The 12,762-nt window shown below is 38.3% G+C and carries 13 protein-coding genes; 3 read left to right on the top strand and 10 right to left on the bottom strand.

The window, feature by feature from the left end; translation table 11 throughout:
- Positions 1 to 3: 3 nt before the first annotated feature.
- From ACZ9EE_RS08620 to ACZ9EE_RS08630, 3 genes are all read right to left on the bottom strand, one after another.
- Positions 4 to 1,698 carry a M3 family oligoendopeptidase gene (locus ACZ9EE_RS08620; protein ID WP_476026212.1) on the bottom strand — a complete coding sequence of 565 codons (1,695 nt, stop codon included), beginning with the start codon at positions 1,696 to 1,698 and terminating at the stop codon, positions 4 to 6.
- Between the two features lie 91 nt (positions 1,699 to 1,789).
- Positions 1,790 to 2,230 (bottom strand): MarR family winged helix-turn-helix transcriptional regulator, encoded by a 441-nt coding sequence (locus ACZ9EE_RS08625; protein ID WP_476026214.1) that lies wholly within the window; start codon positions 2,228 to 2,230, stop codon positions 1,790 to 1,792.
- A gap of 115 nt (positions 2,231 to 2,345) precedes the next feature.
- Complete coding sequence (locus tag ACZ9EE_RS08630; RefSeq protein WP_476026216.1) at positions 2,346 to 3,338, bottom strand: phosphotransferase enzyme family protein; 993 nt, start codon at positions 3,336 to 3,338, stop codon at positions 2,346 to 2,348.
- Between the two features lie 127 nt (positions 3,339 to 3,465).
- On the opposite strand from ACZ9EE_RS08630, the gene ACZ9EE_RS08635 reads away from it, so the two are divergent.
- Positions 3,466 to 4,701 (top strand): MFS transporter, encoded by a 1,236-nt coding sequence (locus ACZ9EE_RS08635; protein WP_476026218.1) that lies wholly within the window; start codon positions 3,466 to 3,468, stop codon positions 4,699 to 4,701.
- Positions 4,702 to 4,766: 65 nt separating this feature from the next.
- Here the strand turns inward: ACZ9EE_RS08635 and ACZ9EE_RS08640 are convergent, their stop codons facing one another.
- Entirely contained in the window at positions 4,767 to 5,288 is a 522-nt protein-coding gene (locus tag ACZ9EE_RS08640; protein WP_476026219.1) for a hemerythrin domain-containing protein, read from the bottom strand.
- A 226-nt stretch (positions 5,289 to 5,514) separates the two neighbouring features.
- Between ACZ9EE_RS08640 and ACZ9EE_RS08645 the strand changes: the two genes are divergently transcribed.
- A complete protein-coding gene (locus ACZ9EE_RS08645) occupies positions 5,515 to 5,862 on the top strand; it encodes a hypothetical protein (RefSeq protein WP_476026221.1) in 348 nt (115 codons plus the stop codon).
- 165 nt (positions 5,863 to 6,027) lie between these two features.
- Here ACZ9EE_RS08645 and ACZ9EE_RS08650 read toward each other — a convergent pair whose 3' ends face one another.
- The 5 genes from ACZ9EE_RS08650 to ACZ9EE_RS08670 all read right to left on the bottom strand — a co-directional run bounded on the left by ACZ9EE_RS08650 (position 6,028) and on the right by ACZ9EE_RS08670 (position 10,233).
- Positions 6,028 to 6,312 carry a ferredoxin family protein gene (locus ACZ9EE_RS08650; protein ID WP_066252392.1) on the bottom strand — a complete coding sequence of 95 codons (285 nt, stop codon included), beginning with the start codon at positions 6,310 to 6,312 and terminating at the stop codon, positions 6,028 to 6,030.
- A complete protein-coding gene (locus tag ACZ9EE_RS08655) occupies positions 6,312 to 7,607 on the bottom strand; it encodes an FAD-dependent oxidoreductase (RefSeq protein ID WP_476032905.1) in 1,296 nt (431 codons plus the stop codon). Before ACZ9EE_RS08655 ends, ACZ9EE_RS08650 begins: the two co-directional genes overlap by 1 nt.
- Positions 7,600 to 8,631, bottom strand: a complete 1,032-nt coding sequence (locus tag ACZ9EE_RS08660; protein WP_476026224.1) for an electron transfer flavoprotein subunit alpha/FixB family protein — start codon at positions 8,629 to 8,631, stop codon at positions 7,600 to 7,602. Before ACZ9EE_RS08660 ends, ACZ9EE_RS08655 begins: the two co-directional genes overlap by 8 nt.
- A gap of 35 nt (positions 8,632 to 8,666) precedes the next feature.
- The gene (locus ACZ9EE_RS08665; protein WP_476026226.1) at positions 8,667 to 9,491 is read right to left on the bottom strand and encodes an electron transfer flavoprotein subunit beta/FixA family protein; all 825 of its coding nucleotides are present in this window, start codon (positions 9,489 to 9,491) and stop codon (positions 8,667 to 8,669) included.
- 499 nt (positions 9,492 to 9,990) lie between these two features.
- A complete protein-coding gene (locus tag ACZ9EE_RS08670) occupies positions 9,991 to 10,233 on the bottom strand; it encodes a Spo0E family sporulation regulatory protein-aspartic acid phosphatase (RefSeq protein ID WP_476026228.1) in 243 nt (80 codons plus the stop codon).
- A 411-nt stretch (positions 10,234 to 10,644) separates the two neighbouring features.
- On the opposite strand from ACZ9EE_RS08670, the gene ACZ9EE_RS08675 reads away from it, so the two are divergent.
- Positions 10,645 to 11,430: a carbon-nitrogen family hydrolase gene (locus ACZ9EE_RS08675; protein ID WP_476026230.1), complete on the top strand. Its 786-nt coding sequence runs from the start codon at positions 10,645 to 10,647 to the stop codon at positions 11,428 to 11,430.
- Positions 11,431 to 11,555: 125 nt separating this feature from the next.
- Here ACZ9EE_RS08675 and ACZ9EE_RS08680 read toward each other — a convergent pair whose 3' ends face one another.
- Entirely contained in the window at positions 11,556 to 12,614 is a 1,059-nt protein-coding gene (locus ACZ9EE_RS08680; RefSeq protein WP_476026232.1) for an ATP-binding protein, read from the bottom strand.
- Between the last annotated feature and the right edge of the window lie 148 nt (positions 12,615 to 12,762).

Here is a 12,762-nt window from a genome sequence, read left to right on the forward strand (position 1 = left end):
TTTTTATAGTTTTTGATCCTCAACAGAGTTTAGCCATTGCTCAATTACACCTACAACCGACTCAACACAGCCGTCTTCAAAAGGCGAAATTAAGTTAGCTGCCTCGACAAGCTTTGTAAAAGATAGACTGCCGCCTAGATTACAGAGCTTTACATAATCAGCCCATGCCTCTTCCCTATTTTCAATTGAACGCTTCCAGAATTGGAAGGCACAAATTTGTGCAAGTGTATAGTCAATATAATAGAATGGTGAATTATAAATATGACCCTGACGCTGCCAAAAGCCGCCGTTCTCTAAATAGACATTTCCATCATAATTTTTATGCGGTAAATACTTTTTCTCAATTTCCCGCCACTGCCGTTTTCGTTCTGCAGGTGCAGCAGAAGGATTTTCATAGATCCAGTGCTGGAACTCATCTACAGAAACCCCATATGGCAGGAATAACAAGGCGCCGCTTAGGTGGGTAAACTTATATTTATCGGCATCTTCTTTAAAGAATAATTCCATCCATGGCCACGTAAAAAATTCCATACTCATCGAATGAATTTCTGCTGATTCATATGTTGGCCAGTAATATTCAGGAATTTCAAAATGACGGCTGGAATAAACTTGGAAGGCATGACCAGCTTCATGTGTTAAAACATCTATATCACCAGATGTACCGTTAAAATTTGAAAATATGAAAGGAGCTTTATAATTCTCAATAAAAGTACAATAGCCTCCGCCAGCTTTTCCCTTCTTAGCTACAAGATCCATTAAGTTATTTTCCTGCATATAGCTAAAGAACTCACCTGTCTCTTTTGAAAGGTCTTCGTACATTTTCTGGCCATTTTCAATGATCCATTTAGGATTACCTTTTGGAACCGCATTTCCTGATTGAAAGTTAAAGCCTTCATCGTAATACTTTAATTGGTCGACACCAATTCTTTCTTGTTGCCGTTCTTTTAATTTAGTAGCAATTGGAACGATAAAGTCCTTAACCTGGTTACGAAAATTTGCCACCATTTCTGCATCATAATCGGTTCTCATCATTCGATAATAGGCAAGTTCAACAAAGTTCTTAAACCCTAAACGTTTGGCAATCTCTGTTCTTACTTTGACCAAATCATCATAAATTCGGTCTAGTTGTTCTTCATGTTCAGCAAAAAATCCAAATTTTGCTTCACTTGCTTTTTTTCTCATCTCACGATCCATAGATTCGGTAAATGGGTCTAATTGGGCAAGTGTTCTTTCCTCACCTTCAAAGTTTATTTTAGCTGAGGCGAGTAGTTTTGTGTATTCCGTTGACAGCCGGTTTTCCTTTTGCAGTAAGGAAACAATTTCAGGCTTAAAGGTCTTTAATTGTCCCTCGGCTAAGGCAAATAGTTGGGTTCCCCATTTTTTTTCTAACTCAGCGCGAAACTTCGAGCCAACCAATTCTTGATAATACTTAGTCACCAAGCCCTCCACTTCAGGCTGAATTTCATCGATATAATCTTGTTCTTCCTTATAAAACTCATCATTGGTATCAATAGAATGGCGGATATAACAAAGATTAAACATTGTGCCAAGATCATTTCGAAGTTGATTAATTTCTTTCATGAACCGGCTTTGTACATCGACTGTTTCCGCATTTTTAAAGCCTTTTAATACTTCCTCGAACTTTGCCGTAACTTCATCGAGATTTGGTCTTACATATGTATAATGATCAAAACTCATATCATAAACCCCTTTCCACTTTTCCAAGTCTATCAATTCGACACTATCTAATATTATTCCTCTAATAAAAAAAATACGACCATTGGCCGTATTAAAATTTTCCTGCCGGTATTCCTAATTTTTTCAGTAAGTCTATTGCTTGAGTTTTTTCTGATTCAGAAAGACTAGACATCAGCGTATCAATTTGTTTGGCATGTTCAGGAAAAATTTCCTCGATAAATGTTTTTCCTTGGTCCGTTATTTGGGCATATGTGACCCGGCGGTCATTCGGACAGGCAATTCGTCTAAGTAGTCCCTTTTGTTCGAGCTTGTCAACCACATAGGTAATACTGCCGCTAGCAAGAAGAATTTTTCCGCCAATCTGTTGCATTGGTTGATCGCCTTTATGGTACAGAAGCTCTAACACTGCAAACTCGGTTGGATTCAAGCCTTTAGTCTGAATAGCTTTATTTACATGTTCATTAATCGCTTTATATGCTCTAGATAGGACTATAAATAACTTTAATGACTTTTCAACTGATTGATTGTCCATAAGAACTCATCCTTTTAAGTATTAATAAAAATCCAGAAGGATTCAATTAAGAAAAATATCTTGATTTCAAAATTAATTATAAAAAATTTTTTAATCTCTGTCAAATTCTCTTATTTTATAGGAGTTTTTGGACGATAGCCTCTTTTTGGATGATTCTTTTCCTTAATTCTATCAATAAATGATTTAAACGGTCATTCCGGTCTTGAGGAGAAACTTTTTTATGAAACACAGAGTAAAGCGTTATGTCCCTCAGTCTTAAAAAAAGTGATAGCTGCTCTTTCCAGTTCTCTGGAAGAGGATGGTATACCTCATAGCCCCTCGTAAAATGACTTAAGAAAAACTTAGAAAACGTTGTCTTTTTCGCCTCTTTTGCATTACTGTACCCGTAAAGTATCGAATAATATAACGGAATGGTTATGTCAGATACAAACCAATGATAGCTGGAATCATCAAAGTCAAACACATGGACCTCTTTCCCATCGTAGAAAAAGTTCCCGGAATGGATATCCGAATGGATGAGACCAAAATTATCTCGGTTCTGCGGCAGCTCTCGTAACTCTTTGATTAGCTGATGTGTATTTTCAATTATTTCAGGTTCATGCGAAAAAAAGTCTTCAACCCTGAGCAGTTCCTCTTCGTACCAATAAGGACGCATGGATTCACCCTTTTTTGGTTGATACTGTTTTGTGATCCGGTGCATTTTGCCGATTTCTCTCCCCCAGGCATAAAACAATTCCTGGTTGAAGGTGTGAGAATTTATACTAACAGGTTCTCCCCTGACTTTTGTAAATAAGCATGCATGAAAAGAAGTTCCACCTGCCGCTTTTTCGTTTTGTATGAAATCACCAGAAAGCAGAGGTATGGCCTCTGGACAATTTACACCACTTATAAAAAGGAAATTCATCCAATTGAGCTCTGCCTCAATTTCTGCTCTAGTCCGATGAGAACTATGTGTAATCCTTAAAACCAGCGGTTTTCCATCCCGATAAACCTCAAATACATAATTTTCAAAGTCCCCCAACTTTCTGACCTTATCTTCCAATTGAAAACAACCTAAGAAATTATCCAAAATAGTCTGAGTAAATAAAACTTCAACAGATTTTTCCATATATCCCCCTTTGACCCATTTCTTTTTTATATTATAATTTTTAAATTTCGAAAATAGAAATAATTGTTTTTTATTTTAGTAAATAAGTAGTAAGATAGGAAAAACAATACAAAAAAGAAGGGATAATATGAATCAACCAGCCTCACTATCAGCAAAGGCTTCGAAAGCTTCGGAATCAACCATGTTTAAAATCCTGTTTATTATCAGCCTCTGTCATTTATTGAATGATGCCATTCAAGCGGTTGTACCTGCGATGTTCCCCATATTAGAAAAATCAATGGGCTTAAGCTTTACCCAGTTAGGTATTATAGCCTTTTCGTTAAATATGGTTTCATCAGTTATGCAGCCGGTCGTCGGCTTTGTTACAGACAAAAAGCCAATGCCCTTTGCCCTGCCAATTGGTTTGACCTTTACACTTTTTGGAATTCTCGGATTAGGATTTGCAGGTAATTTTGCACTGATTGTGCTATCCGTTATTTTCATCGGGCTTGGCTCCGCCGTATTCCATCCTGAAGGCTCCCGGGTGGCTTATATGGCCGCAGGGAGCAGACGGGGGCTCGCACAATCTATTTATCAAGTAGGCGGTAATACGGGGCAGGCATTGGCTCCCGTTATTACTGCACTAATATTGGTTCCCCTCGGGCAAATTGGCGCATCATGGTTTACCGTCGTTGCCGCCATAGCGGTTATTTTACTCATCTATATCGCAAATTGGTATCAACAAAGATTAGTAATTGCACCTCGAGTATTGAGAAAGGAAATAAGTGAAAAAAAGAGCAAGGGATTATCTAAAGAAGTTAAAAACACGCTGGCATTAATTTTACTGTTAATCTTTGCAAGAACCTGGTATACGTCAGGAATGACAAACTTCTATACCTTCTATGCCATCAAAGAATATGCATTATCTATAAAGGAATCTCAGCTGTTTTTATTTGCGTTCTTAGTTGCAGGTGCGGTCGGGACTTTTTTTGGAGGACCGCTCTCAGATCGATTTGGGAAAAAAAATATTATCTCCTTTTCGATGTTGGCAACTGTCCCATTTTCAATCTTAATTCCGCATGTACCGCCAACATTCGCCTTTTTCTTTCTTATACTAAGTGGGTTTATCCTAATGACAAGTTTTTCTGTTACGGTTGTGTATGCCCAGGAGTTAGTTCCAGGAAGGATTGGGACTATGTCCGGCTTAACTGTCGGCCTTGCGTTCGGAATGGGAGCTATAGGTTCCGTTGGACTCGGGTCAATTGCTGACTGGATTGGCTTGCAGTCCATGATCACTTGGCTCGGCGTCCTTCCGCTGCTTGGTCTAATCGCTTTCCTGCTTCCAAGTGATCAAAAGGTCGGGGAGTGGAATCATCTAGAGTAACTTCGTTAACTGTTACCAGTGTCAATAATCGAAAAAAGGATGGGCGCCGCCCATCCTTTTTTCGATTAAATCTCTTGTATCTTCCGTAATAATTCCTTCTTTTCCTCATCTGACAGCATTCCTTCAGCCATTGGAAATAACACATTTTCCTCTTTGTTAAAATGGTCAGTTAAAATAAAATAAGCGTTTTGAACCAGTTCAGCTAATTTCTTCTTTTCCTCATTTGTCGATTCCCCAACTTCTGCTTTATTAATGAAGGTACCGATAGTTGATTTTGCCTGATCATGTTCATATTCCATTACGGCAATGGGCCCAGAAGTGGTACCAATATAAACGCCCATCATCGGAAATAAAACTCCTTCTTCTCTCTCAGAATGCGGATCTAAGGCAGCCTTAAATTCTTTGACCTTTATGATTAATTCATAAAAATTTGCTTCCAGATCAATTTCTTGATCTATTTTTTGCGTTAAACTATACATTCGTTCCATTTGAGCTATCAATGCAGGATGTTCACCCTTTAAACGGGCAAGACCTTCACTTAACTCCCCCTGGGCCATAACGCCAAAACCACTCATGCAGCTACTCATATTCCATTCACCTCTATATTGTTTCAGTGACTTAAGTATATAAATGACCGATTAACTATGTAGTGATGGAGGTCACTTTTTATAAACGATTGTTTACAGATTGGTGTAATTGTGAAAACTTCATGAAGAAAATAAATTTTTTTGAAAACTTTTAACATTTATCACACAAATAAGAGGATATTGTTTCATATAATATAGATATACCTAATTCGGGAGGGTGATATAGATGAGAACTCCAAATTATCATGATTTTTATCAAAAGGCTTTAATTCCAATCGGATTGAATGACCTGCAGTCGTTAAAAAAAACCGAGGCTTTTTGTCCTGACCAACCCTTTACCCATTGGCTGATAGCAGTTGAAGGAGTTCAGCTGCCGCAACCCAAAATATATTATCACTGGAAAGTTAGTATCTATCCGGCCACAGACGAGGGCGACTTTAATTGGAAGGCACCCTATTATTGTTCACCCCACATGGAATTAATCGATTATGCGAATACATTGGCCTCCTCATTAGTTCAATCAAGTAAAAAAGATGAACTTTCCTCCGCCACTCTTTTAGAGAAAATCAGCTAAATCCACTTCATAGTAACCTTCTGCTTCACCTTCTTTTACTCCCATTTGTGAAAAAACTTACATATCGTAATAAAAGTGCAAATGCCTTTAACCACTAATCCTAGGTTTTTCCTTCATAAAAAGAAGTGCTGGTTGCACCAAGCCAACCAGCACTTCTTTTTAGATTTAGGCTAACCGAAAAACAATTCCATGACCGCCTTTAGGATACTCCCATTTAATATTTTGATAGGGGCAGCCGATTCGGCAGCTTCCGCACTCATGACAGCCTTCATAACCTACTTGCATCCGTGTTCCTTCCCATTTATACACTTCAGCAGGGCAAAATACTGTACAAATTTTATCGGGACATTTTGTCATGCAGACATCGTGATCCAACACAGTCAAATGAGATTTGGTATCGCATTTAAAACGGAGAAGATACTGTTTTTCCTCGATATTTTTCGTTGACATTATTTCACCGCCTTCCAAGCTCGATAAATATCCTGAATAACTCGAATCGTTCCTTTTTCTGCCGTCACACTTTTCATGATTTGTTTTTGTTTTTCCCGTTTCGGTGTTCCGTCGACTGTAAAGAATTTACTCATTGCCTTATTCATCATTGGGACATATTCATTGAAGTATTGCGGGTATTTCTCAAAGGTGTGGGCAGCATCTTTATATTTTTCTAAATCTTTGATAATAAAACTATCATACAGCTTTTCACGGTAAAGATTTAAGGTGGACTCCGAAAAATCTCCTCTTGTCTTAGCTTCAATTACTGTTTCAGCTGCTAATAAACCTGAATGCATTGCCATGTTTGAGCCTTCACGATGAATCGCATTAACCAATTGGGCAGCATCACCAACAACAATTACTCCATTACCTGCGACCTTTGGAACAGAGCGGTAACCGCCTTCAGGAATAAGATGGGCAAGATACTCAGCAGATTCACCGCCAGCAACCAGCGGTTTTACCATCGAATGATTTTTCAAGTAATCAAGAAGCTCATATGGCTTTAATTTCGCTTTAATCATACTAGAAAGGGTGGTTCCGACCCCGATATTTAAACTGTCCTTATTTGTATATAGAAAAGCAGTTCCCAGGTTGCCTTTTGTTGAATCACCAAATATTTCAATCGTGCAGCCTTGGTTATCTTCTAAATTAAAACGGTCATTAATTTTTTCTTTTGGAAGATTAATAACCTCCATAACGGTTAAGGCTACTTCATCAGGGCGAAATTCTTTATGGAAACCTATTTGTTTGGATAGAAGGGAGTTTACCCCATCTGCCAGTACCACAACGTCCGCATAAACTTCACCATCTGGACGGTCCGTCCGGACACCCACAACCTTGCCATTTTCAACAATACACTCGATTACTACGGTTTCGTTAATTAGCAGAGCTCCGGCTTCAACCGCCTTCCCGGCAAACCACTGGTCGAACTGGGCACGCAGTACGGTGAAATTATTATATGGTTCCACGGCCCATTCAAGACCTTTGTAGCCAAATGACACAACCGATTCCTTATCCATCATCCAAAAACGCTGCTCGATGACAGGTCTCTCAAGTGGAGCTTCCTTCCAAAACTCAGGAATTAGTTCTTCCATCTGCTTACGGTACAACACGCCTCCCATAACGTTTTTTGCCCCTGGGTATTCCCCTCGTTCAATCAGTAAAGTTTTCAGCCCATTTCGTGCACAAGTGAGGGCACATGCTGTACCTGAAGGACCGGCTCCAACTACAATTACATCAAATTTTTCAGGCATAACTAATTTCACCGCCCTTTTCCGTCCTAAGCTGCTTAAATTGCTCGATTAATATAGGTACTATTTTCATTGCATCCCCTACAATCCCGTATGTTGCCACATCAAAAATAGGCGCATTTGGATCCTTGTTAATGGCGATAATAAACTCTGAATTTTTCATCCCAACCACATGCTGGATCGCACCAGAGATTCCAATGGCAAAATAAATCTTTGGTGTTACCGTTTCACCGGTTTGACCAACCTGTTGTTCGTGGGGCAGCCAGCCTGCTTCCACTACATCCCGAGTACCACCTACACTGGCACCAATGGTTTCAGCTAACTCATGAATAAGCTGAAAGTTTTGCAAGTCACCCATACCCTTACCACCGCAAACAATCACATGTGCTTCAGCAAGACTAGCCTTTTTTGTTACGTCATTCACAATTTTCAACACTTTTGTACGCATATCTTCTTCTTTTATATCAATCTTCTCTTCAATTACCTTACCAAGTTTTCCTTCATCCGGCTCTAATGCCTTCATAACCTTGGGCCGAACGGTTGCCATTTGCGGCCGATGCTTCTTACATAGAATGGTTGCCATGATATTTCCGCCAAATGCCGGCCTGCTTGCCTCAAGCAATCGGTTCGATACATCGACATCAAGCATGGTCGTATCGGCAGTTAAACCGGTCGATAAATCGGTTGCAACCGCACTCGCTAAATCCTTCCCATTAGGTGTGGCTCCATAGAGGATTATTTCCGGTTTATATTTTCTTGCCAGCAACATAACGCCCTGCATATGAGATTCCGTCCGGTAATGTGCTAAGATGGGCTGATCAATAACATAAACTTCATCAGCACCGTAAGAAATCACTTGGTTGACCAATTGCTTAACCCCATGTCCCAGTAAAAAACCTGCTAATGGAACTTGTAATTTATCCGCTAACTTTCTCCCCGCACCAAGTAATTCGAGTGAAACTCCCTCTATTTTATTATCGTTTTGTTCAATAAATACCCAGACTCCCCGATAATCATCAAGATTCATCTAAACCCCTCCCTAAAGCAGAAAAATAACATTGTTTATTTAGCTGACTGAATCGTAAATAGGTCCTTTTTATCTAATAAGACTTCCATGAGCTGTTTTACTTGCTCATCAGCTGTCCCCTCAAGTCTTTTACCGCCTTCAGGACGTGGTGGTGTAAACATTTTTCCTACGATTGTTGGTGAGCCTTTTAAACCCAGCTGAGTCCGGTCAACATCTTCAAGGTCGCTGACTGCCCAAATAATTGGTTCGTATCTTGCTGCTTTAATCATGTTAGGCATTGGTGAATATTCTATTTGGTTTATTTCCTTTTCAACAGTCAACAGACATGGAATTTCAGATTGAATTAATTCATAACCATTGGTTAATTTTCGTTTGATTAAAACTGTTTTTTCCTCTTGATTGACCTCTGCCACCTCAATTACATTTGTAACAGGCGGGATATCCATTCTTCTTGCTATCCCTGGCCCAACTTGACCAGTATCCCCATCTATGGCATGTTTTCCGCAAATAACCATATCGACAGGAAGTTCCTTACTAATTCGTTCTAAAGCCTTTGATAAAGCATAACTGGTGGCTAGCGTATCTGCCCCTGCAAAAGCACGGTCTGTAATTAAATAACCTCTATCTGCCCCTATTTCAATGCTTTTTTTAATAATTGCCGTTGCTTGAGGCGGCCCCATTGACAATACCGAAATCGTTCCGCCCGTTTTTTCCTTAATTTTGACAGCCTCTTGAACCGCATGGGCATCATAAGGATTCAAAATGGCTGGCGCACTTCGACGATCAAGTGTGTTTGTTTTTGGGTTAATTTTGATAATTTTTGTATCAGGTACTTGTTTGATACAAACGACAATGTGCATGTAGGACTTTCCCTCCTCCATATGAACTATGATTATTGAAAGCGTTTGCCTTCTTTGGTTATTAAAAATGCTTTTATTAACGATATATGTATCGCAACACAAGCATAGTACCAAACATAAGAGTTTTTCTTATACCTTTTTTAAAAGTAAAGATCATGGGTATGAATAATGTGGATTCTATGAAGCTTTTAACAAAACCATAGGGAAATACTAGTTGTAGAAGATTAGGTGCAGGTTATCTGTGAATTTCAACAAAATACTATTAATATAACTATAGTAAATATGACGATATAAACAATGATAAAAATCACAGCTTGCCACTATTCTTGCTGATATTAAGGATCATAATAAGAATTTTTGGGAAGATTTTAGTTAGAGTTCGTTAAGGATTTTTGGGTATAAATAGGGGTTTGTATCGATACAAGATGGGAGAAAAAAAGACACCGGAAGGCCTTCTTGTTGAATTGGTATATAATTAATTACTGAAGACCTTCATATTTTAAACAAGAACCTTTGGCCAGATCATCACCATGTGTTTAAAAGCAAATCTTACTTCATCATTTGATTTAGAAGTTTGTCCGATCACTCTTTGGTAATGATTGATTAGTTCATCTAGTTCCTGGCTGTATTTAATGGTTTGTTCACTTGTAAATCCATGCCTATTTGCACTATTAATCATTAATTCTCTTTTAGCTTTTATCTTTTCAATCATCTCAGATTGATAATTACTATCCTCGTACAATTTTATCCTCCTACCTTACACGCTTACTATAAACTACTCAAAAGTAGACTACTTGAAGAATTATGACAAGAAATTTATTAAATGTAAATACAATCGCAAAAGTAGACAAAACATTCTATTTCTTTTGATTTTCGACATCTTTTTCTCTTTATTTCGAATACAAACGACAAATATCTCAACAACTGGATTTGGAGAATAAAGTAGAGAAAAGGTAAACTTTGGGGGTTTTTTCACTTTAAAGAGGTACAATGATATTTTTGTGAAATATTTTTTAGTAAAATAGAACTAGTTCGATTTTACTTGCAATTTGAATTCAAAGAACTAAATCCTATTGAATTCTAGTGATAAATGTTATAACTATTAATATGACTTGTAAAGTTAAAATTCAGAATATTAAAGAGGTGAGGTTTTTTGAAAATAAAAGTTTCCTGTCTCCAAATGGATATCGCCTTCGGTGACCCTGAAAGGAATTATCAATCTGCTGGAAATTTAATCGAAAAAGCCATGGAGGCACATCCGGATATTATTGTCCTTCCTGAGCTATGGACGACTGGATATGACCTAACCAGATTAGCTGAAATAGCCGACCCGAAAGCCCAGCGAACCATTACCTTCCTCCAAGCAGCTGCAAAAAAACATCAAGTTCATTTTGTCGGCGGATCGGTTGCAAATCGAGGCGAAAAAGGAGTAAAGAATACCCTCCTCATCATTACAAAAGAAGGCACTGTTACCCACCAATATGATAAACTTCATCTTTTTAAATTAATGGATGAACATCTTTACCTCGAATCAGGAGCTGAAAAAGGCTTATTCCAATTGGATGGTGAATTGTTTGCAGGCGTCATTTGCTATGATATTCGCTTTCCTGAATGGATTCGTACACATACATCAGCAGGGGCTAAGGTCCTTTTTGTGGTAGCGGAATGGCCGGCAGCTCGGTTAGGGCATTGGCGTGCTCTCTTGATCGCCAGAGCGATTGAAAATCAATGCTATGTTATCGCCTGTAACAGGTCTGGCAGTGACCCAAATAACGAATTTGCTGGACATTCACTCATTATTGATCCGTGGGGCGAAGTATTGGCTGAAGCTGCAGAACAAGAAGAAGTTCTCACTGCTGAGATTGATTTAGAACAAGTCAAAGAAATCCGTAAGCTTATTCCGATTTTTGAAGATAGAAAACCAAACTCGTATCATTAACTTTCGGATAATATTAAAAGCAATCCGACTGGTTACACGGATTGCTTTTTAACTGATTTCATTTTTATCATTTCGCTGAAAGGGCAGCTCGATATAAAACGTAGTACCTTTTCCTTCTTCACTTTCTATTGTGATTTTACCTTGGTGATCATTATAATTCGATAACTAACCGTTAGCCCTAAGCCCGTTCCCTGTTCCTTTGTCGTAAAAAATGGTTCACCCAACTTTTTTATCTTTCCTTTTGGAATACCGGCCCCTTCATCGTGGATACTAATTTGAACGCGTTCTTTTTCCAGTTTTCTTGTAGTAATCGTTATATTTCCACCGAAAGGCATCACTTCAATTGCATTTTTGATAATATTAATAAATACCTTTTTTAATTGGTTAGGTTCACAAAAGACAAGTGGCAGAGTGCTGTCAATGTCTGTTATAAATTGGACATTATAAAGAACAGCTTGTGCGGATAGTAAATCGACTGTTTCCTTCAAAATCTGGTTAAGGTTCTTTTCTTGAAATTTAGTAGCTTGCGGCTTGGCAAGAATCAAAAACTCATTAATAATTGAATCAATTCGTGCCAATTCCGACGTGATTACCTGATAATACATCGGATGTTCTTTCGTTATATTATCCTCAAGCAGCTGAATGAAACCTTTTAGTGCCGTCATAGGATTACGAATTTCATGGGCAATTCCGGCAGCAAGTTCACCAATTACACTCAGCGTGTCTGATTTGCGGAGCTGTTCCTCAATTTCCATCTTTTCAGTTATATCTTTAAATACGGTAAAATTAATCCCGCTCAGGATATCAAGTTTTGATGAACAGTCAAAATATCTAGTCTTACCTTCTTCATCAGTGAAAATCATCGTGGTAGAAGTTTGACCTTTTTCGAGTACTTGTTCAATATGTTTCAAAATCTCTTGCTTTCCATCTTGCAAAATGGTGTGTGGCTCATAGACCCGATTGCCTATTAAACGTTCTTTTGGAAGACCTAACATTTTTTCACCGAAGCGATTGACATCAATAATACGGTGATCGTTATCCCAAAGGAGGAGACCATCGATTGAATCTTCGAAGATTCGTCTATATTTTTGTTCGCTCTCCTGAAGGCTGACTGTTTTATTCTGTTTATCACTATTACGAGTAGTTAAAGTACCGTTTATGTCCTGCATCTCCACGTTTGACACCCCGCGAAATCCTTATTCACTTTCTACTATATTAAACCATATATTCTACATATATCGAGTAAAATCCTTTTTAGTCGACAAGCAAATTTTCCTATTACAAACCGACTAACAGCCTTTTTAGACATACAAAGAACGCAAAGCGCGTTTC

This window comes from Bacillus sp. URHA0034 (assembly GCF_056280405.1).

Bases quoted from the DNA above. Each gene is read 5' to 3' on its own strand.
- ACZ9EE_RS08620 (WP_476026212.1), bottom strand. From the start codon at position 1,698: ATGAGTTTTGATCATTATACATATGTAAGACCAAATCTCGATGAAGTT.
- ACZ9EE_RS08625 (WP_476026214.1), bottom strand. From the start codon at position 2,230: ATGGACAATCAATCAGTTGAAAAGTCATTAAAGTTATTTATAGTCCTA.
- ACZ9EE_RS08630 (WP_476026216.1), bottom strand. From the start codon at position 3,338: ATGGAAAAATCTGTTGAAGTTTTATTTACTCAGACTATTTTGGATAAT.
- ACZ9EE_RS08635 (WP_476026218.1), top strand. From the start codon at position 3,466: ATGAATCAACCAGCCTCACTATCAGCAAAGGCTTCGAAAGCTTCGGAA.
- ACZ9EE_RS08640 (WP_476026219.1), bottom strand. From the start codon at position 5,288: ATGAGTAGCTGCATGAGTGGTTTTGGCGTTATGGCCCAGGGGGAGTTA.
- ACZ9EE_RS08645 (WP_476026221.1), top strand. From the start codon at position 5,515: ATGAGAACTCCAAATTATCATGATTTTTATCAAAAGGCTTTAATTCCA.
- ACZ9EE_RS08650 (WP_066252392.1), bottom strand. From the start codon at position 6,312: ATGTCAACGAAAAATATCGAGGAAAAACAGTATCTTCTCCGTTTTAAA.
- ACZ9EE_RS08655 (WP_476032905.1), bottom strand. From the start codon at position 7,607: ATGCCTGAAAAATTTGATGTAATTGTAGTTGGAGCCGGTCCTTCAGGT.
- ACZ9EE_RS08660 (WP_476026224.1), bottom strand. From the start codon at position 8,631: ATGAATCTTGATGATTATCGGGGAGTCTGGGTATTTATTGAACAAAAC.
- ACZ9EE_RS08665 (WP_476026226.1), bottom strand. From the start codon at position 9,491: ATGCACATTGTCGTTTGTATCAAACAAGTACCTGATACAAAAATTATC.